General features: G+C 62.3%; 18 protein-coding genes and 1 riboswitch. Of the genes, 15 read left to right on the top strand and 3 right to left on the bottom strand.

Features of this window, described 5'->3' with window-relative positions; translation table 11 throughout:
- Positions 1-153: 153 nt before the first annotated feature.
- The 6 genes from AB7951_RS22570 (at position 154) to AB7951_RS22545 (ending at position 7,474) form a co-directional block, all read left to right on the top strand.
- Positions 154-894, top strand: a complete 741-nt coding sequence (locus AB7951_RS22570) for an N-acyl amino acid synthase FeeM domain-containing protein (protein ID WP_374725695.1) — start codon at positions 154-156, stop codon at positions 892-894.
- A 270-nt stretch (positions 895-1,164) separates the two neighbouring features.
- On the top strand, positions 1,165-1,659 hold the full coding sequence (pal, locus tag AB7951_RS22565) for a peptidoglycan-associated lipoprotein Pal (protein ID WP_068733555.1): 495 nt from the start codon (positions 1,165-1,167) through the stop codon (positions 1,657-1,659).
- A gap of 164 nt (positions 1,660-1,823) precedes the next feature.
- Entirely contained in the window at positions 1,824-2,831 is a 1,008-nt protein-coding gene (ybgF, locus tag AB7951_RS22560; RefSeq protein WP_439062282.1) for a tol-pal system protein YbgF, read from the top strand.
- 98 nt (positions 2,832-2,929) lie between these two features.
- On the top strand, positions 2,930-3,961 hold the full coding sequence (tilS, locus tag AB7951_RS22555; RefSeq protein WP_439062283.1) for a tRNA lysidine(34) synthetase TilS: 1,032 nt from the start codon (positions 2,930-2,932) through the stop codon (positions 3,959-3,961).
- Between the two features lie 233 nt (positions 3,962-4,194).
- The gene (ftsH, locus tag AB7951_RS22550) at positions 4,195-6,111 is read left to right on the top strand and encodes an ATP-dependent zinc metalloprotease FtsH (protein ID WP_093759402.1); all 1,917 of its coding nucleotides are present in this window, start codon (positions 4,195-4,197) and stop codon (positions 6,109-6,111) included.
- A 184-nt stretch (positions 6,112-6,295) separates the two neighbouring features.
- Complete coding sequence (locus tag AB7951_RS22545; protein WP_441256044.1) at positions 6,296-7,474, top strand: glycosyltransferase 87 family protein; 1,179 nt, start codon at positions 6,296-6,298, stop codon at positions 7,472-7,474.
- On the opposite strand, the gene AB7951_RS22540 is transcribed toward AB7951_RS22545, so the two are convergent.
- On the bottom strand, positions 7,446-8,087 hold the full coding sequence (locus AB7951_RS22540; protein ID WP_439066177.1) for an HD domain-containing protein: 642 nt from the start codon (positions 8,085-8,087) through the stop codon (positions 7,446-7,448). The genes AB7951_RS22545 and AB7951_RS22540 overlap by 29 nt on opposite strands.
- Positions 8,088-8,259: 172 nt before the next feature.
- Between AB7951_RS22540 and AB7951_RS22535 the strand changes: the two genes are divergently transcribed.
- Positions 8,260-9,219 (top strand): GlxA family transcriptional regulator, encoded by a 960-nt coding sequence (locus AB7951_RS22535; protein ID WP_439062286.1) that lies wholly within the window; start codon positions 8,260-8,262, stop codon positions 9,217-9,219.
- Between the two features lie 6 nt (positions 9,220-9,225).
- Here AB7951_RS22535 and AB7951_RS22530 read toward each other — a convergent pair whose 3' ends face one another.
- Positions 9,226-9,411: a hypothetical protein gene (locus tag AB7951_RS22530; RefSeq protein WP_439062287.1), complete on the bottom strand. Its 186-nt coding sequence runs from the start codon at positions 9,409-9,411 to the stop codon at positions 9,226-9,228.
- Positions 9,412-9,600: 189 nt separating this feature from the next.
- Positions 9,601-9,816, top strand: a riboswitch (cobalamin riboswitch).
- 119 nt (positions 9,817-9,935) lie between these two features.
- Here AB7951_RS22530 and AB7951_RS22525 point away from each other — a divergent pair.
- The 5 genes from AB7951_RS22525 (at position 9,936) to AB7951_RS22505 (ending at position 16,157) form a co-directional block, all read left to right on the top strand.
- Positions 9,936-12,866, top strand: coding sequence for a ribonucleoside-diphosphate reductase subunit alpha (locus AB7951_RS22525; protein WP_439062288.1), 2,931 nt, complete (start codon positions 9,936-9,938; stop codon positions 12,864-12,866).
- Positions 12,867-13,011: 145 nt separating this feature from the next.
- Complete coding sequence (locus AB7951_RS22520) at positions 13,012-14,136, top strand: ribonucleotide-diphosphate reductase subunit beta (RefSeq protein WP_120288541.1); 1,125 nt, start codon at positions 13,012-13,014, stop codon at positions 14,134-14,136.
- 111 nt (positions 14,137-14,247) lie between these two features.
- Entirely contained in the window at positions 14,248-14,997 is a 750-nt protein-coding gene (locus tag AB7951_RS22515) for an AzlC family ABC transporter permease (protein WP_439062290.1), read from the top strand.
- Positions 14,994-15,311: an AzlD family protein gene (locus AB7951_RS22510; protein WP_068733575.1), complete on the top strand. Its 318-nt coding sequence runs from the start codon at positions 14,994-14,996 to the stop codon at positions 15,309-15,311. The genes AB7951_RS22515 and AB7951_RS22510 overlap by 4 nt, the downstream gene beginning before the upstream one ends.
- A gap of 171 nt (positions 15,312-15,482) precedes the next feature.
- Positions 15,483-16,157: a TetR/AcrR family transcriptional regulator gene (locus AB7951_RS22505; RefSeq protein WP_092139147.1), complete on the top strand. Its 675-nt coding sequence runs from the start codon at positions 15,483-15,485 to the stop codon at positions 16,155-16,157.
- Positions 16,158-16,225: 68 nt separating this feature from the next.
- On the opposite strand, the gene cycA is transcribed toward AB7951_RS22505, so the two are convergent.
- Positions 16,226-16,621 (bottom strand): cytochrome c-550 CycA, encoded by a 396-nt coding sequence (gene cycA / locus AB7951_RS22500; RefSeq protein WP_439062291.1) that lies wholly within the window; start codon positions 16,619-16,621, stop codon positions 16,226-16,228.
- Between the two features lie 203 nt (positions 16,622-16,824).
- Here cycA and AB7951_RS22495 point away from each other — a divergent pair, with 203 nt between their 5' ends.
- The 3 genes from AB7951_RS22495 to glcF are packed head-to-tail and all read left to right on the top strand — an operon-like array spanning position 16,825 to position 20,895.
- Positions 16,825-18,318 (top strand): FAD-linked oxidase C-terminal domain-containing protein, encoded by a 1,494-nt coding sequence (locus tag AB7951_RS22495; RefSeq protein WP_439062292.1) that lies wholly within the window; start codon positions 16,825-16,827, stop codon positions 18,316-18,318.
- A 12-nt stretch (positions 18,319-18,330) separates the two neighbouring features.
- Positions 18,331-19,569, top strand: coding sequence for an FAD-binding protein (locus AB7951_RS22490; protein ID WP_309947146.1), 1,239 nt, complete (start codon positions 18,331-18,333; stop codon positions 19,567-19,569).
- Between the two features lie 12 nt (positions 19,570-19,581).
- Entirely contained in the window at positions 19,582-20,895 is a 1,314-nt protein-coding gene (gene glcF, locus AB7951_RS22485) for a glycolate oxidase subunit GlcF (RefSeq protein WP_439062293.1), read from the top strand.
- Positions 20,896-20,977 lie beyond the last annotated feature (82 nt).

Below are 20,977 nucleotides of genomic sequence, written 5' to 3'. Positions count from 1 at the left end.
GGGCCACACTCTCGAATTTCCATTTCCATTCGTTTCGCGCGCCGAATAGGCCAAAAGGGTTAACCACATTGTGGCAGAACCTTTGACAACTTTTAAGAAAGCTTTAACCTTTCCTTACTCGCGTAGTCATGGCGTTGGTGCGTAGGAGACGGAATGATGGCTTCGGCCGATCAAGCGACTGAAGCTTCGAAGCGCAGCGATATTCTCGACCGGGTTGACTACCGTCTTGCCGAAACCGAAGCTGAGAAAGAGGCGATCTATAGCCTGCGCTATAGAGCCTATCTCCATGAGGGGGCCATCGAGCCTCGGGCGGATCGCCGTCTCGCCGACCGTTTCGATGATTTGCCGAATTCATGGACTTTTGGGATATTCGTTGATGGCGAGCTCGCCAGTTCGCTGCGCGTCAGCGTAGCGACGCCGGACAATCCGGAAACGCCTGCCGTCGATGCATTCGGAGATCTGTTGCGTCCCGAGCTGGACAAAGGGAAGATCATCGTCGACCCGAACCGCTTCGTGGCCGACCCGAACAACCGCACCAAGTTTCCTGAACTGCCCTATATGACGGTTCGGCTGGGCTATGTCGCCTGCGGCTATTTCAAAGCCGATATAGGGACGGCGACCGTGCGCGCCGAGCATCGCGCGTTCTATCGCAAGGTTTTCCTACAGACGCCGATGTGCGAGCCGCGGCCCTATCCGACGCTGACCAAGCCGCTATGCTTGATGGCGGCCGACTACGCCGCGGTGCGCGAACGCATTTTCATGCGCTACCCACATTTCCGCTCCAGTCTCTTCGAGCAGCGGGCTCTGTTCGAGCGCAAGAGCGAGCCCCTGGCGCCGGATCTCCATTCATCCGAGTTCCATATCGCCCAGGCCGCAGTGTTGCCCCGCACCTGAGGGGGAAGGGGGCGACAGTCCCGTCGTCGGTCATTGCTGACTTTCTCAGCAGTCCCTGCAGCGGGATTCTGCCTAAAACCAGCTGCTTTCCCAGAACCTTCACCGTCGCGCCACATTTGCCAACCATTAACCACGTCGTTGCTTTTTCGCGGCCTGTGGCTTTTGATCGGTTTTGGCAACACCTCATCAAGGTTGACGGAACGTTCGCTTAACCAACGCCCTGTAGACCGAATGACAGTTGGGTAAAGCGTGAGCGTGGAGGCTCCGGGAATGAAGCATCAGATGCGTATCCTCCAGGGATTAAAACTGGCTGCAGTGCTGGCCGTGGCGCTGTCGATGGGCGCCTGCGCCAACAAGAATGGTTTGGGTGCCGATGGCGCGATGGCCAATGCCGCCACGCCGGGCAGCCAGCAGGACTTCGTCGTCAATGTCGGCGATCGCGTGTTCTTCGAGAGCGATCAGACCGAACTGTCGCCGCAGGCGATCGCGACCCTGGACAAGCAGGCGCAGTGGCTGCAGCAGTACAACCGCTATTCCTTCACCATCGAAGGTCATGCGGACGAGCGCGGCACCCGCGAATACAATATTGCGCTCGGCGCCCGCCGTGCCCAGTCGGTTCGCACCTTCCTGGCCTCGCGCGGTATCGATGCCAGCCGGATGCGCACCATCTCCTACGGCAAGGAACGTCCGGTCGCGGTGTGTAACGACATCTCGTGCTGGTCGCAGAACCGCCGTGCGGTCACCGTGCTGAACGCCGGCGCGTAAGCGACGTCTGATATCAAACAAAACGGCGTCTGCCCCCGGGGCAGGCGCCGTTTTTGTTTTCAACGGGCGCCTTTGTCGCTGTCGAAAGTCACATTTTTGGCGTAGTGAAATCCTCATCGTGATGCGCGCCAATGGGGCGCGAAACCGGTCATTTTCAGGCTCAAATGTCATCCAGATCTCATTCGCTCGCCGGCGCCGCACTCGTCTCCATGCTGCTCGTCACGGCTTCGCCGGTTTGGGCGCAGTTGTTCGGTCAACCGGCTCCCCGTCAGCAGGGCTACGGCCAGCAGTCGGGCGACGACGATGCCGATCAGGGCTTGCAGATCGAGCGGTTGCAGAACCAGCTGCGGCAGCTCACCGGCCAGAACGAGGAGCTGCAGTTCCGTAACCGCCAGCTCGAAGATCAGCTTCGGCAGCTGCAGGCTGGCGGCGCCCCGGCCGGTGCGCCTCCCGGTGCTGCCGGTGGCCGGCCCAATATCGCTGCCGCCCCGGTGCAGCAGGCGCCGCAGCCCGGTTACAATCAGCAACAGCCGCAGATCGCGGCTCCTGCACCAATTGCTCAGGATCCCGCGCCAGCTCCTCGCGCTGGCCGTCGTAACGATGCGTTCGATCCCAATGCGAACCCGAACGCGCCGGGCGTGCCGCGTGCACTCGGCGGTGGCCAACAGCCGATGCCCGCAAACGCACCGGTCGGTGCGCAGGGCGGTCGTGGGGCCGGCGAGCCGCTCCCGCTGGGCAATGCCGCCCCGGGCGGAGCAGCGCCAGCACTGACGACCTTACCGCCGGGCGCGACCCCGAAGGACGAGTTCGATCTCGGCATCGGCTATATGCAGCGTCGTGATTACGCGCTGGCCGAAGAGACCATGCGCAACTTCGCCCAGAAATATCCCGGCGATCCAATGATTGCGGATTCGCAGTATTGGCTCGGCGAGAGCTTCTTCCAGCGCCAGAAATATCGCGATGCCGCCGAGACATTCCTGGGCGTGACCACGAAATACGACACCTCCGCCAAGGCGCCCGATGCCTTGCTGCGGCTTGGCCAGTCGCTGGCCGCGCTGAAGGAAAAGGAAGCGGCCTGTGCCGCCTTCGGTGAAGTGACACGGAAATATCCCCGTGCCTCGGCCGGCGTGAAACAGGGCGTGGACCGCGAGCAAAAACGCGTTAAGTGCTAAGGCATGATCCCGAAAAGTGGAGCCCGGTTTTCGGACAAGATCACGCCCTGGCAAATCGACCCGGACAATCAGCTGGGTCGCAACCGGTTCTGACGCGCATGTCCGACGACGACCAGTCGCCGATTTCGGTCCAGATGGCGAAGCAGCTATTCGCTGACTGGGCGTCCGCGCCAGCATTGGTCCTGGCCGTGTCCGGCGGTCCTGATTCCGTCGCCCTGATGTGGCTCGCCGCGCGTTGGCGGCGTGCGCTCAAACGCGGCCCCGACCTTATTGCGGTGACCATCGACCATGGTTTGCGGCCGGAAGCGGCCCGCGAGGCCCGCGACGTGAAGCGGCTCGCGGCATCTCTCGATATTCCTCACCGCACTCTCCGCTGGACTGGCGCCAAGCCGAAAACCGGAATGCCTGCCGCGGCCCGCGAAGCGCGCTATCTGTTGCTCGCCAAGGCCGCGCGTAGTGCCGGCGCCTCCCATGTGCTCACGGCGCACACCCGTGACGACCAGGCTGAGACCCTCCTCATGCGGATGGCGCGCGGCAGCGGCATCGCCGGCCTCGCGGGTATGGCGCGGCTGACCGAGCGTGACGGTATCCAGCTCGCGCGTCCCTTTTTACACATAGCGAAGGCGCAACTTGTTGCCACACTGACCAAAGCGAAAATCGACTTCGCGACCGATCCCAGTAACTCCGATCCAAGCTACACCCGCCCGCGGCTGCGGGCTCTGATGCCGGCCCTGGCGTTCGAGGGCTTCGATTCGCGTAACCTCGGCCGGCTGGCAACGCGGCTGCGGCGTGCTGATGCGGCGCTGGAACTGATGGTCGACGGGGCAGAGCGGTTTCTGGCGCTGCACAGCCCGGGCAAGATGCCTGAAGCCATCGATGCGGGAGCATTTGCGGGGCTGGCTGAGGAAATTCGCGTTCGATTGTTGCTGCGGATGATCGATCAGGTCGGGCACGAAGGGCCGGCCGAGCTCGGCAAGGTCGAAACGCTTGTATTCGCCATCGTTCAGGCCACGCGATTGGGCGGAAAAGGTATTTTGCTGAAGCAGACGCTCGCCGGTGCCATGATCACGCTGACGCAGGACCGCCTGAGAATCGTTGCGGCGCCGCCCAGGCGTCGCCGCGTTGGTTGAATGCAAAGACGCGCCTGCTGGCCCACAATACCTTAACCACCGTGGGAAAACCCTCTAAACACCGCCATTATTTGAACCGGAAATGCGCGTAGATGCGTTAAATAGTCCATCCCAGTTCCCTTGGCAGCGCCCTCGGTCGCACCTAGATTGTATCCGACCGACCCAGGGTGAACCCTTGTGGCGACCCACAAGGGAATAAGGCCGCGATTTCGCGCGGCGACGAAGGAAGATCGATGAACGCGAACCTGCGCAATTTTGCCCTCTGGGTCATTATCGTTTTGTTGCTGCTGGCGCTGTTCACGCTTTTCCAGAATCCTGGTCAGCGCACCGCCTCGCAGGACATTTCGTTCTCGCAGCTCCTCACCGAAGTTGATCAAAATCACGTCCGCGATGTCGTAATCCAGGGTCCCGAGATTCACGGCACCTTCACCAACGGCTCCAGCTTCCAGACCTATGCCCCGAGCGATCCGACCCTGATCAAGCGTCTGTATGACGCCAAGGTCTCGATCACCGCCAAGGCTCCGGGCGACAACGTGCCGTGGTTCGTGTCGCTGCTCGTCTCATGGCTGCCGTTCATCGCGCTGATCGGCGTGTGGATCTTCCTGTCGCGCCAGATGCAGGGCGGCGCCGGCAAGGCGATGGGCTTCGGCAAGTCGCGCGCCAAGATGCTGACGGAAGCGCATGGCCGCGTCACCTTCGAGGACGTCGCCGGTGTCGATGAGGCCAAGCAGGATCTGCAGGAGATCGTCGAATTCCTGCGCGACCCCGGCAAGTATCAGCGCCTCGGTGGACGTATCCCGCGCGGCGTGCTGCTGGTTGGCCCTCCCGGCACCGGTAAGACGCTGATCGCGCGTGCGGTCGCGGGCGAAGCCAATGTGCCGTTCTTCACCATTTCGGGTTCGGACTTCGTCGAAATGTTCGTCGGCGTCGGCGCATCCCGTGTGCGCGACATGTTCGAGCAGGCCAAGAAGAATGCGCCCTGCATCATCTTCATCGACGAAATCGACGCCGTCGGTCGTCATCGTGGCGCCGGTCTCGGCGGCGGCAATGACGAGCGCGAACAGACCCTCAACCAGTTGCTGGTCGAGATGGACGGCTTCGAGGCCAATGAAGGCGTGATCCTGATCGCCGCCACCAACCGTCCGGACGTGCTGGATCCCGCGCTGCTGCGTCCCGGCCGTTTCGACCGTCAGGTCGTGGTACCGAATCCGGACGTTGTCGGTCGCGAGCAGATCCTCAAGGTCCATGTCCGCAAGGTGCCGCTGGCGCCGGATATCAACCTCAAGACCATTGCCCGCGGCACGCCCGGTTTCTCCGGCGCGGACCTGATGAATCTCGTCAACGAGGCGGCACTGACTGCCGCGCGCCGTAACAAGCGCATGGTGACGCAGAGCGAGTTCGAAGAGGCCAAGGATAAGGTGATGATGGGCGCCGAGCGCAAGTCGCTGGTGATGTCCGAGGAAGAGAAGATGCTGACGGCCTATCACGAGGGCGGCCACGCCATCGTCGGCCTCAACGTCGTCGCCACCGACCCGATCCACAAGGCGACTATCATTCCGCGCGGCCGTGCGCTCGGCATGGTCATGCAGCTGCCGGAACGCGACAAGATGTCGATGTCCCTGGAGCAGATGACCTCGCGCCTCGCCATCATGATGGGTGGCCGCGTTGCTGAAGAATTGATATTCGGCCGCAACAAGGTCACCTCGGGTGCGTCCTCGGATATCGAGCAGGCCACGCGGCTGGCTCGCATGATGGTGACGCGCTGGGGCCTGTCGGAAGAACTCGGTACGGTGTCGTATGGCGAGAACAACGACGAAGTCTTCCTCGGCATGCAGATGAACCGCACCCAGGCGGTCTCGGAATCCACGGCGCAGAAGATCGACTCCGAAGTGAAGCGTCTGGTCGCCGAAGGCTATGACGAAGCGACCAAGATCCTCACCGAGAAGCGCGATGACCTCGAAACGCTGGCCAAGGGCTTGCTCGAATTCGAAACCCTCTCGGGCGACGAGATCACGGATTTGCTGAACGGCAAGAAGCCGAACCGCGAGTCGGTGCTGGAGCCGTCGGGCCCGCGTACCTCGGCTGTGCCTCCCGCTGGCAAGCCGCGCCCGCGTCCGGACGGTGGCCTGGAGCCGCAGCCGCAGGCGTAAAGTCGACACACGTAAACATGCAAAACGCGGCCGAAAGGCCGCGTTTTTTTATTATCTGTAGCTCGAATGGAGCGAGGCCCGATTCGGCGACCACGTCCCACTTAAACCTTCCTCAAACTTCCCTCGGCACTGTCGCCCGGCGCCCTTGATGCGCATTGGGGACCGTATGCCAGCGCCACTCACGATGACTTCGATACCCGAGCGTGGCGCAATTCCGCCGGCGCTGCTGATCGTCTGCACGATCCTGACGATGCTGCATCTCGCCTTCTTCCCGACCTTCTACGGTCGCGGCTGGATCTATGAAGACGGCCTCAGCTCGCCCACCGATTTCGTCAATGTGTGGTCTGCCGGGCGATTGGTGCTCGATGGTCATCCGGCCTGGGCCTATGATTGGGACATCCAGAAAAAGGTTCAGATCGCTGTCCTCGGTCAGACCTATCCCGGCAATTTCGCCTGGCACTATCCGCCGCCATTCCTGTTCATCGCGGCACTGCTCGCAAAGCTGCCTTATGCTGTGGCTTTTGCCGGCTGGGCTGCGGTCAGCTTCGTGCCGTATCTGGCGGCGATGCGTGCGATCGTCGGTCGTCCCTTCGGCCTTTTACTGGCTGCGGCTTTTCCGGTGGTGATGACCAACGGCCTTGTCGGGCAGAATGGATTTCTGACCGCGGCGCTGATCGGCGGGATGCTGGTGCTGCTGCCGACCCGGCCGATCCTGTCGGGGATCTGTCTGGGCCTGCTCAGCTACAAGCCGCAGTACGGATTTCTGTTTCCGCTGATGCTGATCGCGGCGTCACAATGGAAGGCGTTTGTCAGCGCAGGTATCACCACAGTGCTGCTGGCCGCGGTGTCGTGGCTCGCTTTCGGCACGGAGAGCTGGCAGGCGTTTTTTCACTGGATGCCGATGTTCTCGCAGGCCTTCCTCACCGAAGGCCGCGCGCCATGGGGCAAGATGCAGAGCATCTTTGCACTGGTGCGCTATTTCGACGGCAGCGAGCCGCTGGCCTGGACGTTCCAGTGGATCATGATTGGTGCCGTCGTAGCGGTGCTGGTGCCGTTGTGGCGCAGCAGCGTGCGCTATGAACTGAAAGCCGCTGCGCTGGCAGTCGGCGCCTTGCTCACGACGCCCTACCTTTTCCTGTACGACGTGATGGTGCTTGCGATTGCCATCGGCTTCATCGCCCGTATAGGTCTCGCGGAAGGCTTTCGCCGTCACGAACTGCCGGTGCTCGGTCTCGCTGCTGCGCTGCTGATCGCCTATCCATTTCTCGGCGCTCCCACGGGCTTTGGCGCAACGCTGCTGGTGGCAGCGTTGATCGCCATGCGCGTGCGGGAGTCTATTCGCTCCACGCCGAGTTCAGGATGATGCTGCAGAAATTCGCGCGCTTGTAGGTGGGGTCGCGGAGGTCGAGCACGTCAGCCTTCACGTTGCCAAAGGTCGTGTCCGGCTTGTGGATCGTCCCCGCAGCGAACGCATCGATGATCCCGTTCTTGAAGTCATGGCCACGCGGATGGCACGTGCACACTTCGTGGCGCTGGTGTTCGGTGAAGGCCTCATACTCCAGACCCAGGACGTCCATCTCGACGCCTGCGGTCACCAGCGCGACGACAGGCCGTTTGTGCTTGGGAATGCCCGGTGTCGTGTGAAGTGCGATGGCGTCCCAGACATCGTCGATGTCGCGCTCATCGATCCTGTGGCTGCGCAGAAAGTCCGCGGCAGCATTTGCGCCATCGACTTCGAAACGTTCATCCTTGCTCGCATAGGGCGCCTGCAGGCCCATATCGTGAAACATCGCGCCGACATAAAGTAACTCGGAATCGACCTTGAGACCCTTGCGCTGCCCGGCGAGCGCACCGAACAGGAAAACCCGATTGGAATGATGATACAGAAGATCGCTTTCGGTATCGCGCACAAGCTGATCGACCTGGCGGGCGAGGGCGCTGTCGGGCACTTTGATGCCGGCAATCGTTTTGCTCATGGGATGCTCCTTGCAGGGTTGTTGTGATACGTCCGTTGTCGCCGGCGGGCGGTGTCCTCGCAATCGCGCCGCACCCCGCAAAGCTGCCATTCGCCCGTGATTTCCTGCCGCAAGACGACTATCTATTCAGAATGACTTGAGCCCGTCCTCGCCGTTGAAATGAAGCCTCACCATGAAGAGCGTTGCCCTCGCGATATTCCCCGGCGTCCAGTCGCTGGATGTGGCCGGTCCGCTCGATGTGTTCATGGAAGCCAATGGCTTCGTCGCGCCGGGCGACGGCTACGACATCACACTTGTCGCTGCAGATTGCGCGCCGCTGCGTGCATCGAACGGTCTGAGAATGTCCGCGGATCTGGCGTTCAGTGACGCGAAGAGGCCCTGGGATCTGGTTCTGGTGGCCGGCGGGCCTGGGCTGCCGACGGCAGAGGCGGATCCGCAGCTTACAGAGTGGCTGGCCAATGCGGCGCTCCATGCGGAGCGTTATGGCTCGGTCTGCACCGGGGCATTCGCGCTCGGCCATGCAGGCTTGCTTGACGACAAGACGGTGACGACGCACTGGCAGAACGCGCCGCTATTGGCGCTGCGTTTTCCCAAAGCGCATGTGGAGTTCGATCGCATCTACAGTCGTGACGGTGCGCTGGTGACGTCAGCCGGCGTCACCGCAGGCATCGATCTGGGTCTCGCGCTGGTCCAGGAAGATCATGGCGCGGACGTTGCGTTGGCTGTGGCCAAGCGTCTGGTCGTGGTGGCGCAGCGCCAGGGTGGCCAGTCGCAATTCAGTCCGTATCTGGTACCGCCGGCCGAGCCGGACTCGCCTATCGCGCGAGTCCATGCCCATGTGATGGCGCATCTGCGTGACGCACACAGCGTGGATGAACTGGCCGATGTGGCGGGCATGAGCGCGCGCACCTTCGCGCGGGTGTTCAAGCTCGAGACCAAAATGACGCCGGCAGATTTTGTCGAGGGCGCCCGGATCGACACGGCACGCAACCGCCTCGAAGGCAGCGATCTGCCGCTCAAGGTCGTGGCCTATGAATCCGGTTTCACCACCGCCGAACATATGCGTCAGGTCTTCGTGCGACGGCTGGGCCTGACGCCCAGCCAGTATCGGGCCAGCTTTCGCGCGGTCTGATTCTGCTCAGGCGAGTTGCAGCGAAGAAATCGGATCGCTCGCAGGAAAGCTGTCCATCAGCGCTTCGTTCAGCATCTCGTCGAGGCGGCGCCGGGCGATCTGATCCCTCGTCTCGAACGCCGTGAGCGCACCGGCTCGCTCTACGAAAGCGCTGAAGTTGATCCTTTCAGTGGTCGTCATCAGGTCGCGCATCGCATCCTCCATCGGTTGATCACGATGTTCTGCGCTTCGCGGTGCTCGGCGGCAACGAATCGCATCGTGCAGAAACCGCCAACGACCCCGCGGTTTCCGCCACGCAAGCGGTTGTCCACTGAACCAACAGCCCTACCGAATTTGTTGCGTTCGGCGCCAATGCCCGCTTGACACTTCACCGCGGGTCACACCAAATGTAGACGTCACGGTCCGCCCTGTCGCAAGACTTGGTGGCTAAGAGGGAAGCCGGTAAAGACGCTGTTTTGCGTCATATGCCGGCGCTGCCCCCGCAACTGTAAGCAGTGAGTCTGTTTCGATTGAAGTCACTGATGCGCAAGCATCGGGAAGGCTGAAAACAGACATTGACCTGCGAGCCAGGAGACCTGCCGCGACACCAGAACGTCCATGGGCGGGGTGTCCCAGCGGTCGCTTGCAGGCAATGCCGGCGGATCTCCGCCGTGTATTTTGCAGCGTCCTTTCGGCCCCAGCCCCCATTGCTACACGCATCACACGGGGTCTTGCCGATGCCTACTTCCTCTTCCGCTCTGTCCAACGGCCGCGATGCGGCTCATGCGCCGCTGATTCAACTCTCGCCGGAAACGCTCGCTGCGCCTGCGCGCGAACCCTCGATGCAGATCATCCGGCGCAACGGCACGGTGTCGCCCTTCGACGGCAGCAAGATTTCTGTCGCGATGACCAAGGCCTTTCTGGCCGTCGAGGGCCACACGGCAGCGGCGTCGCGCCGCGTCCATGAGGCGGTGGAACAGCTGACCGGCGAAGTCGTGGCGGCGCTGACTCGCCGCGTCGGTGAAGGCCGCACCTTCCATATCGAGGACGTCCAGGATCAGGTCGAACTGGCGCTGATGCGCAGCGAGCACCACAAGGTGGCCCGCGCCTATGTGCTGTACCGCGAGGAGCGCGCTCGCACCCGCGCGGAGGAACTGGCGGCGAAGCCGGCGCTGGTTTCCACCGCACCGGTGCTGCATGTCATGCTCGCCAACGGCACCCGCGCCCCGCTCGATTCGGCGCGTCTGGCGCTGATCGTCAACGAGGCCTGCGCCGGCCTTGACGGCGTCGATGCCGCCCCGGTGCTCGAGGAAACCCGCCGCAATCTCTATGACGGCATCACGCTGGATGAGCTGGCACTGGCTGGCATCATGGCCGCGCGCACGTTGGTGGAGCAGGAGCCGAACTACACCTTTGTCAGCGCCCGCCTGCTGCTCGACAAACTGCGCACGGAAGTCCTGTCCTTCGTTCATGGCAGCCCGACCCACGCGTCGCAGGCTGACATGACCACGCGCTACGCCGAATATTTCGGCGCCTATATCAAGACCGGCATTGCGGCCGAGCTGCTCGATCCCGAACTCGCGCGCTTCGATCTCAAGCGAATCTCGGCAGCGCTGAAGCCGGAAGGGGACCTTCAGTTCCAGTTCCTGGGATTGCAGACGCTCTATGACCGCTACTTCCTGCATGTGCAGGGCAATCGCATCGAACTGCCGCAGGCCTTCTTCATGCGCGTTGCCATGGGCCTCGCGCTGCGCGAGATCGACCGCGAAGCCCGCGCCATCGAATTCTACAATCTGTTGTCGTCGTTCGACTTCATGGCCTCGACGCCGACGCTGTTCAATTCCGGCACCCAGCGCCCGCAACTGTCATCTTGCTTCCTCACCACGGTCGCGGACGATCTCGACGGCATCTTCAAGTCGGTGAAGGACAATGCGCTGCTGGCGAAATATTCCGGCGGTCTCGGCAATGACTGGACGCGTGTGCGCGGCCTCGGCGCCCACATCAAGGGCACCAATGGCGAGAGCCAGGGCGTGGTGCCGTTCCTGAAGGTCGCCAACGATACGGCCATCGCCGTCAATCAGGGCGGCAAGCGCAAGGGCGCAGTCTGCGCCTATCTCGAGACCTGGCACATCGACATCGAGGAGTTTCTCGATCTCCGCAAGAACACCGGCGACGACCGCCGCCGCACCCACGATATGAACACCGCCAATTGGGTGCCAGACCTGTTCATGCAGCGCGTCGAGGCCGATGGCGAATGGACGCTGTTCTCGCCCGACGAGACGCCGGAACTGCATGATCTCTATGGCAAGCCATTCGCGGAGCGTTACGCGGCTTACGAAGAAAAGGCCGCGCGTGGAGAGATCCGCGTGTTCAAGAAAGTGCGCGCAACTGACCTGTGGCGCCGCATGCTGACCATGGTGTTCGAGACCGGCCATCCCTGGATCACCTTCAAGGACCCGTGCAATCTGCGCTCGCCGCAGCAGCATGCCGGCGTGATTCACTCATCGAACCTTTGTACCGAGATCACGCTGAACACCTCGGACGACGAAGTGGCGGTCTGCAATCTCGGCTCGGTCAACCTGCTCAATCATATAGGCAAGGATGGTCTCGACCACGCGCAGCTCAAGCGCACCGTGACCACGGCGATGCGGATGCTCGACAATGTCATCGACATCAATTTCTACACCATCCCGGAAGCGCGCCGCTCGAACCTCAAGCATCGTCCGGTGGGTCTGGGTCTGATGGGCTTTCAGGATGCACTGCAGGCGCAGGGTATCGCGATGGCGTCGGATGCGGCCGTGGCGTTTGCCGACACCAGCATGGAAGCGATTGCCTTCCATTCCATCTCGGCATCGGTGGATCTCGCCGCCGAGCGCGGCCGCTATCCGTCCTTTGAGGGATCGCTGTGGAGCCGCGGCATCCTGCCGATCGACTCCATCGAGATACTCGCGGAGGCACGCGGCGGCGTGCAGATGGATCGCTCGACCACGCTCGACTGGAACGGCCTGCGTGACCGCGTGAAGTCCACCGGCATGCGCAATTCCAACGTGATGGCGATTGCGCCGACAGCGACGATCTCCAATATCTGCGGCGTCGCGCAGTCGATCGAGCCGGCCTATCAGAACCTCTATGTCAAATCGAACATGTCAGGCGATTTCACGGTGGTGAACGCCTTCCTCGTGCACGATCTGAAAAAGAGGGGCCTGTGGGACGAGGTGATGGTCTCCGACCTGAAATATTTCGACGGCAGCGTCGGATCGATCGACCGCGTACCCGACGATCTCAAGGCGCTGTATGCGACCTCGTTCGAAATCGACAGCGCGTGGCTGATCGAGGCGGCCTCGCGCCGGCAGAAATGGATCGATCAGGCGCAGTCGCTCAATCTCTACATCGCCAATCCATCCGGCAAGAAGCTCGATCAGCTTTACCGTCTGGCCTGGACGCTGGGATTGAAGACCACCTACTACCTGCGCTCGCGCAGCGCCACGCATGTGGAGAAGTCGACGCTGAAGGGTACCGACGGGAAGCTCAACGCGGTGTCGGCAACAGGCGCAGCAGCGAAGACAGCAGGTGCGCCGATCCTCGTTCAGTCTTCCGTCACGGCGCCGGAGCTGAATGTCGCGATGGCATGCTCGATCGACAACCCCGAATGCGAGGCGTGCCAGTAAGGGTGCGCCAAACACACTGACCTCATCCTGAGGAGCGGCTTCTTGGCCGCGTCTCGAAGGATGGCCCCACGCTCATGGTTCGAGACGCCCGCTGAAGAAGCGGGCTCCTCACCATGAGGGCCGAACAAATACGCAAGGAACACCCATGCTCGACTGGTCCGATACCTCATCCGCTCCCAAAACCCCCGCCTTCATCCCGATCCCGCAATCTCCCACCGACGCCACCGGCCTCGGCACCATCGATCGCTCCGGCGGCCGCGTCTCGGTGGACGAGAAGCGCATGATCAACTGCCGCGCGGACGTCAATCAGCTGTTGCCGCTGAAATACAAATGGGCGTGGGAGAAGTATCTCGCCGGCTGCAACAATCACTGGATGCCCACCGAAGTCTCGATGCAGGCCGATATCGCACTGTGGAAGTCGCGTGACGGCCTCACCGAAGACGAACGCCGCGCCATCAAGCGCAATCTCGGTTTCTTCGCCGCGTCAGAGAGTCTCGTCGCCAACAATATCGTGCTGGCGATCTATCGTCACCTCACCAATCCGGAATGCCGGCAATATCTGCTGCGGCAGTCGTTCGAGGAGGCGGTGCATACGCACACCTTCCAGTACATCGTCGAGAGTCTCGGCCTCGATGAGGGCGAGCTGTTCAACATGTATCGCGAGGTGCCGTCGATCACCGAGAAGGCCGCCTGGGCGCTCAAGCACACCCAGCATCTCGACGATCCCGACTTCAAGACCGGCACGCCGGAGACCGATCAGGCCTTCATGCGCGATCTCGTGGCGTTCTATGTGATCTTCGAAGGCATGTGGTTTTATACGGGCTTTGCGCAGATCCTGTCGCTCGGCCGCCGCAACAAGATGGTCGGGATCGCCGAACAGTATCAGTACATCCTGCGCGATGAATCGATCCACCTGAATTTCGGCATCGACGTCATCAACCAGATCAAGATCGAGAATCCGCACCTCTGGACCAAAGCGTTCCAGGAGGAAATCCGCGACATGATCCGCACCGCGGCCGAGCTCGAGGCGGCCTATGGGCGAGACACCATGCCGCGCGGTTTTCTCGGGCTGAACGCGGCACTGTGCGAGACCTATATGCACTTCATCGCCAACCGCCGCTGCGCCCAGATCGGTCTCGCGCCGGTGTTCGTTGAGACGGAAAATCCGTTCCCGTGGATGTCGGAAGCCATGGACCTGAAGAAGGAGAAGAACTTCTTTGAGACCCGGGTGATCGAATACCAGAATGGTGGCGCGCTGAACTGGGAGTAGTCTTTGGTCTCATATCCGCCGCTGCATGGCGCATATGAATCCGCATCGCTTGACCTGATCGCGTGATGCCCGCAGGCATGATTGGCCTGCGGGCGTCACGCGGATCAGTCGATGCATTCCAGCCACATCCCGAAAGCGCCAGCCTATTGGTCGAAGGCCGCTATCGTGCCCGGCATCATTGCCATCGGCCCGATGCTGCCCGGCACGCTCGCTTTCGGCATGGCATTCGGTGCGCTGTGTGCGCAGAAGAACCTCACGCTTGCCGAAGTCGAAGTGATGATGGCGACGGTCTATGGCGGCTTGTCACAGTTTGTTGCGGTGCAGTCATGGCCTTATGTTTTGACGCCGGGCGCGATCGCGACGCTGGCGCTGCTGACGCTCACCGTGAACATCCGCTTCTTCCTGATGAGCGCGACATTGCGCCCGTGGTTCGGCACGTTGCCCGCGTGGCAGGCCTATCCGTCGATGCTCTTGGTCACTGATGGCGGCTGGCTCGCAGCAATGCGCTATCGCGATCATGGTGGGGCCGATGCGTCGTTCTATCTCGGCGGCGGTATCGTGCTGTATTTTACCTGGCTGTTTTCGGCCATCCCCGGTTTCCTGCTGGCCGAACAACTCACTGACCCGAGAAAGTATGGCGTCGATCTGGTGATGCCGGCCTTCTATGCCGCGATGCTGGTGCCCGCCTGGAAGGGCCCCCGCCGTGCCATTCCTTGGGTCGTGTCGGGCGTCATTGCTCTCGCGGTGCATTGGTTGGTGCCGGGCTGGTGGTTCATCATCGCCGGCGCGCTATCGGGAGCGATCAGTGCCGGGCTCATGGACGAACCCGAACCGCAGCATCCGGCGGGTGTGTCCGCATGACGGAATTTTTGCGCAGCGACGTGATGATCGCCTTCGCGGTCATGACCGCGGTCACGGTGGCCTCGCGCCTCGGAGGCTACTGGCTGATGGGCTACGTCAACGTCACGCCGCGGGTGCGGCGGATGCTCGATGCATTGCCGGGCTCGATCATCGTCGCCGCCGCGCTGCCCGTGGCCGTCAATGGCGGGCCGGTCGTGGTTTTCGCGATCCTCGCCGCGATGGCGGTGACCATCATCCGCCGCAACGACTTCATTGCCGTCATCACCGGCATGGCGGTAGCCGCGGCCGCCCGCGCGCTCGGTTTTGGCGGCTAGGTCTACCCGAAAAGTTGAATCCCGCTATGCGCAAAACACCTTGTCAACGAGTCTGAACTAGTGTTCAGTTCTTATCGCGAGCACCTCGAAGTTCGCTCAAAACCTTGAAGTTACGCACCTTATTTGTGACAGCCGTCAGGTTGGCCAAGGGGTGCCGGGGATGAGACGCTCATGGTTTACCGACGGACCCATCAAGTCGTGAAGCGGCTTGCGGCGCGGCGCAGCGCCATTCTGGCGGCAGCACGCGAAACCTGTGCCGAAGGTGGTATGGCGGCGGTTCAGATTGCGCCGGTTGCGGTTCGCGCCAATGTCGCGGCGGGCACGGTTTATCGGTATTTCCCGTCCAAGGCCGACCTGATTTCCGAACTCATCGCTGACGTCTCGCGCGACGAACTCGCCGCGATCCGCCGGGCTGCGGATGCCGCGCCGGGTCCGTCATCGGCGCTCGCCGCTGCGGTGACCACGGTCGCCGTGCATGTCGTTTCTCACCGCAAATTGTCGTGGGGCATCCTGGCCGAGCCGGTCGAAGTCGATGTGACGGAGTCGCGACTGGCCAGCCGCCGCGAGATCGCCGGCGAAATCGAATCCCGCATTGCGGCCGCTATTCGCGCCGGTCATTTGCCAGCGCAGGACACGGCGCTCGCAGCCGCCGCACTGCTCGGCGCGTTGCATGAAGCGCTGGTCGGGCCGATGGCGCCTGACAATCTCGAAGATCAAGCCAAGCTGCGCGACGCGGTGCAGACCGTCACGCTGCTGGCCCTGCGCGCCGTCGGCGTGATGGATGCCCGCGCCCGCGGGCTTGTGGTGCAGGCCGTGCTTCCGACCAAGATGGCGGCCGGCGCCTAGCGCGTTTTCAAGCGCAGTGGGCACCGGTTCGCATCAAGAAAACGCGCCAAACCAAAAGGCTTCAGCGCTTACGGCTTGATTTTGCCGTCCTTGTCGAACTGCGCGAGGAAGGCCCACAGGTCGTTGACCTCGGACTCCTTCTTGATGCCGGCAAAGGCCATCTTGGTGCCCGGAATCTTGGCCTTCGGGTCCTTGATGTATTCCTTGAACGTCGCTTCATCCCAGGTAATGCCGGAATTCTTGTTGGCGTCCGAATAGGAATAGCCCTCGGCGACGCCGGATTTGCGGCCGTTCAACCCGTTGAGTTCCGGACCGACCTTGTTCTTGGCGTTTTCGCCAACGGCGTGGCAGGCGAGGCACTTGTTGAAGGAGGATTTCCCGGCGGCGACGTCCTGTGCAAGTGCGAAGGAGGAGGCGGTCGAGGCGGCAAGGACGATCAGGGCGCCGAAAGTGACAGACTTCATGGATGGCTCTTTTTGTTGGTTGGCTTTCCAGCTTAGTTTGTTGCACACGCTCCGAGTAGTCCACAAGTGCGATGGCGGCTGCCGCGCGTTCCGGCACCATGCGACGCGTCATGCTTTGGTAAGCTACCCAAAGCCACACGGACGTGGTTGATTCATGGCAAAGCAGCCGAGTGATCGCTGCGATCTTCGGGAGTGCGCGTTCAATGACCATCATGATGCCGGCGGCGGATCAGGCTGTCCTCGCAAGGCGCGAGGCCATTATCGCTGCATTGCGAAAACTGGTGCCGGGCGAGGGGGTGATCTCCAGCGCGGCCGAAATGCTCCCCTATGAGTCGGATGGGCTGATGGCCTATCGCCAGCCGCCGATGGTCGTCGTGTTGCCCGACACGACTGAGCAAGTCTCCAAAGTTCTGAAATATTGTCACGAGAACGGCATCAAGGTGGTGCCGCGCGGTTCGGGCACGTCGCTGTCCGGTGGCGCGCTGCCGTTGGCCGACGCGGTACTGCTTGGTCTCGGCAAGTTCAAGCGCGTGCGCGAGATCGATTTCGACAACCGCGCCGTCGTCGTCGAGCCCGGCGTCACCAATCTCGCCATCAGCCAGGCGGTGGCACATGCGGGCTTCTACTACGCGCCGGATCCGTCGTCCCAGATCGCCTGTTCGATCGGCGGCAATGTCGCGGAGAATTCCGGCGGCGTGCACAGCCTCAAATACGGCATGACCACCAATAATCTGCTCGGCTGCGAGATCGTGTTGATGTCGGGCGAAGTCATTCGCGTCGGCGGCAAGACCGCGGAGACATCGGGCTACGACCTGATGGGGATCATCACCGGCTCCGAAGGTCTGCTGGGTGTCATCACCGAAATTACCGTGCGCATCTTGCAGAAGCCGGAAACGGCGCGTGCGCTGATGATCGGCTTTGCCGAGGTCGAGCAGGCCGGCCAATGCGTTGCCGATGTCATCAGCGCCGGCATCATCCCCGGCGGCATGGAGATGATGGACAAGCCCGCCATTCACGCGGCGGAAGCCTTCGTGCATGCCGGTTATCCGCTCGATGTCGAAGCACTGCTCATCATCGAACTCGACGGCCCCGGTGTCGAGGTCGACGAACTCATCAAGCGCGTCGAGACAATCGCGCTCGGCTGCGGCTCCACGACGTGTCAGATCTCGACCTCCGAGCAGGAACGCCTGCTATTCTGGTCTGGCCGCAAGGCCGCCTTCCCCGCGGTGGGCCGCATCTCGCCGGACTATCTCTGCATGGACGGCACCATTCCGCGTGCGGCATTGCCACTCGTCCTGCGTCGCATGAAGGAGATGTCTGCCAAATACGGCCTCGGCGTCGCCAATGTGTTTCATGCAGGCGATGGCAATCTGCACCCGCTGATTCTGTACGATGCGAACAAGCCCGGCGAGTTGCAGCTCGCGGAAGACTTCGGCGCAGATATTCTGAGGCTGTGCGTCGAGGTCGGCGGCGTGCTGACCGGCGAGCACGGCGTCGGCATCGAGAAGCGTGACCTGATGCCGGAGATGTTCAGCGAGGTCGATCTCAATCAGCAGCAGCGTATCAAATGCGCCTTCGACGCGCAGGGCTTGCTCAATCCCGGCAAGGTGTTTCCGACATTGCACCGCTGCGCCGAACTCGGCCGCGTACATGTGCATGGCGGCAAGCTGGCGTTTCCCGATCTGCCGCGATTTTAGTTGGACGCATCCGTGGATATTTTGAAAGTCAGAGACGCTCAGGACGTCGAGCAGGCGGTGCGCGCGGCAATTGCAAGCGAGCAGCCGCTGGAAATCATCGGTCATGGCAGCAAGCGCATGGTCGGCCAGCCCATTGCGACCAATGCGGTGCTCGATCTGTCGGCGCTGAATGCGGTGACGTCCTATGAGCCGAACGAATTGATCCTCACCGTACAGGCCGGTGCGCCGATGGCCGACGTGCTGTCGCTGATCGATTCCAAGAATCAGCAGTTTTCGTTCGAGCCGATGAACACGTCACAGCTCCTGGGCACGCCGGATATGGGCACCATCGGCGGCATGATCTCGGCCGGGCTCGCCGGGCCACGGCGCATTCAGGCCGGCGGCGCGCGCGATCATCTGCTCGGCGTGCATGCAGTGTCAGGCTTCGGCGACAGCTACAAGGCCGGCGGCCGGGTGGTGAAGAATGTCACCGGCTACGATGTCTGCAAGCTGCTCGCCGGCGCGTGGGGCACGCTGTCCGTGATGACGGAGGTGACCCTCAAGGTCATGCCGCGGGCAGAGAGCGAACGCACCCTGGTGCTGCGCGGGCTCGATGATATCGCAGCCAACAAGGCGATGACCGCGGCGTTGGGGTCGCCCTTCGATGTCTCAGGTGCCGCGCATCTGCCGGGCTCGGCGCTGCGCACCACGCAGGGGGCGCTTGGCGAGATCGCGTCGCCCGACCAGTCGGCGACGCTGATCCGCCTTGAAGGCATCACCGCGTCTGCGTCGCAGCGTGCGGTGTCACTGAGCACGACGCTGAAGTCATTCGGCGTGGCCGAGATACTTGAAGACGCTGCATCCGCGGTGCTGTGGGCGGCTGTCCGTGACGTGACGCCATTCGCAGCCAGCGGTCCGCGCGCGATGTGGCCGGTATGGCGCATCGTGACGCCGCCGGCATCCGGCGGTGCACTTGGCCAAGCCATCGCCAAGGGCTCGCAAGGCGAGGTGATCTATGACTGGGGCGGCGGGTTAATCTGGGCGGCGCTACCGCCATCGGCCGATGCGCAGGCAGCGCAGCTCCGCAAGCTGGTCAATGCAGCCGGTGGCCATGCGACGCTGATCCGCGCGCCGGAAGATGTGCGCCGTGCCGTTGATGTGTTTCATCCGCAGCCCAAAGGCATCGCGGCGCTCGGCGAGCGTGTGCGTAACAGCTTTGATCCAAAGAACATTCTCAATCGCGGCCGGATGTCGCGTGGCCTTGGTACTTGAAAGACTTGCGACATGAAAACCGAATTCACTCCGACCCAACTGGCCGATCCGGATATTGCCGAGGCCGACAAGATCCTGCGCAAATGCGTGCATTGCGGATTCTGCACGGCGACCTGTCCGACCTATGTGCTGCTCGGCGACGAACTCGATAGTCCGCGCGGCCGCATCTACCTGATCAAGGAGATGCTGGAAAAGGACCAGAAGCCGACTCAGGAGGTGGTCAAGCATATCGACCGCTGCCTGTCGTGTCTGGCCTGCATGACGACCTGCCCGTCCGGCGTGAACTACATGCATCTGGTCGATCAGGCGCGGGTCAAGATCGAGAAGGACTACACCCGGCCGCTCTCCGAGCGATTGCTGCGTGACGTGCTGGCCTGGGTACTGCCACGCCCCGGTCTGTTTCGCCTGAGCATGACAATGGCCCGGCTGGCGCGGCCGCTGGCGGCGCTGCTGCCCTCGACCAGCAAGCAATCCAACCCGAACCTGCTTAGCCGCGTGAAGGCGATGCTGACGATGGCGCCGAAGCAGTTACCCGCCGCCGGTCCATCGGGTGGCAGCATTTTTCCCGCTATCGGCGCTCGCCGTGGCCGGGTCGCACTCCTGCAGGGCTGCGCCCAGCAGGTGCTGGCGCCGCGGATCAACCAGGCCGCCATCAGCCTTTTGACCCGCCATGGCGTCGAGGTCGTGCTGGTCCGGGACGAACAGTGCTGCGGTGCGCTGACCCATCATCTCGGCCGCGACGGGGATGCGCTGGCGCGGGCCAAGGCCAATATCGGCGTCTGGCTCGGGGAGGCAGACCGGGGCGGTCTCGACGCTATCCTGGTCACGGCGTCCGGCTGTGGAACCGTTATCAAGGACTATGGCTTCATGCTGCGCGAGGACCCTGAGTTCGCCGCGCCGGCCGCCAAGGTCTCTGCGCTGGCGAAGGATATCAGCGAGTATGTCAGCGCCATGGATCTGCCGAAGCCTGACAAACAAAGCGACCTTGTCGTCGCCTATCACTCGGCGTGTTCGCTGCAGCATGGGCAGAAAATCACACAGGCTCCCAAAGAATTGCTTTCCAAGAATGGATTCGTGGTGAAAGATATCCCAGAGAGCCATTTGTGTTGCGGTTCGGCGGGGACGTACAACATTCTCCAGCCTGATATTGCGAGCCGGTTGCGCGATCGAAAGGTCGCCAACATCGCGATGGTCAAGCCGGATATCATCGCTGCCGGCAACATCGGCTGCATGGTTCAGATCGCCGGAGGGACCTCAGTCCCGGTCGTACATACGATTGAGCTACTCGATTGGGCGACAGGCGGTCCCAGGCCAGGATTGAACTGATCTAATTGTGACAACGGCCCCGCGTTAAACTGGCCCCGCGCTGGCGCGGAAGACTTGAAACGCCGGTCCCTTTTGGATCGGC

The sequence above is a fragment of the Tardiphaga sp. 285_C5_N1_2 genome (assembly GCF_052076065.1).
GTDB classification, from domain to species: Bacteria; Pseudomonadota; Alphaproteobacteria; order Rhizobiales; family Xanthobacteraceae; genus Tardiphaga; species Tardiphaga robiniae.
This window is presented reverse-complemented; position numbering and strand designations above follow the sequence as displayed.

Coding starts and splice junctions, on each gene's coding strand:
- AB7951_RS22570 (WP_374725695.1), top strand. CDS start 154: ATGATGGCTTCGGCCGATCAAGCGACTGAAGCTTCGAAGCGCAGCGAT.
- pal (WP_068733555.1), top strand. CDS start 1,165: ATGAAGCATCAGATGCGTATCCTCCAGGGATTAAAACTGGCTGCAGTG.
- ybgF (WP_439062282.1), top strand. CDS start 1,824: ATGTCATCCAGATCTCATTCGCTCGCCGGCGCCGCACTCGTCTCCATG.
- tilS (WP_439062283.1), top strand. CDS start 2,930: ATGTCCGACGACGACCAGTCGCCGATTTCGGTCCAGATGGCGAAGCAG.
- ftsH (WP_093759402.1), top strand. CDS start 4,195: ATGAACGCGAACCTGCGCAATTTTGCCCTCTGGGTCATTATCGTTTTG.
- AB7951_RS22545 (WP_441256044.1), top strand. CDS start 6,296: ATGACTTCGATACCCGAGCGTGGCGCAATTCCGCCGGCGCTGCTGATC.
- AB7951_RS22540 (WP_439066177.1), bottom strand. CDS start 8,087: ATGAGCAAAACGATTGCCGGCATCAAAGTGCCCGACAGCGCCCTCGCC.
- AB7951_RS22535 (WP_439062286.1), top strand. CDS start 8,260: ATGAAGAGCGTTGCCCTCGCGATATTCCCCGGCGTCCAGTCGCTGGAT.
- AB7951_RS22530 (WP_439062287.1), bottom strand. CDS start 9,411: ATGCGCGACCTGATGACGACCACTGAAAGGATCAACTTCAGCGCTTTC.
- AB7951_RS22525 (WP_439062288.1), top strand. CDS start 9,936: ATGCCTACTTCCTCTTCCGCTCTGTCCAACGGCCGCGATGCGGCTCAT.
- AB7951_RS22520 (WP_120288541.1), top strand. CDS start 13,012: ATGCTCGACTGGTCCGATACCTCATCCGCTCCCAAAACCCCCGCCTTC.
- AB7951_RS22515 (WP_439062290.1), top strand. CDS start 14,248: ATGCATTCCAGCCACATCCCGAAAGCGCCAGCCTATTGGTCGAAGGCC.
- AB7951_RS22510 (WP_068733575.1), top strand. CDS start 14,994: ATGACGGAATTTTTGCGCAGCGACGTGATGATCGCCTTCGCGGTCATG.
- AB7951_RS22505 (WP_092139147.1), top strand. CDS start 15,483: ATGGTTTACCGACGGACCCATCAAGTCGTGAAGCGGCTTGCGGCGCGG.
- cycA (WP_439062291.1), bottom strand. CDS start 16,621: ATGAAGTCTGTCACTTTCGGCGCCCTGATCGTCCTTGCCGCCTCGACC.
- AB7951_RS22495 (WP_439062292.1), top strand. CDS start 16,825: ATGACCATCATGATGCCGGCGGCGGATCAGGCTGTCCTCGCAAGGCGC.
- glcF (WP_439062293.1), top strand. CDS start 19,582: ATGAAAACCGAATTCACTCCGACCCAACTGGCCGATCCGGATATTGCC.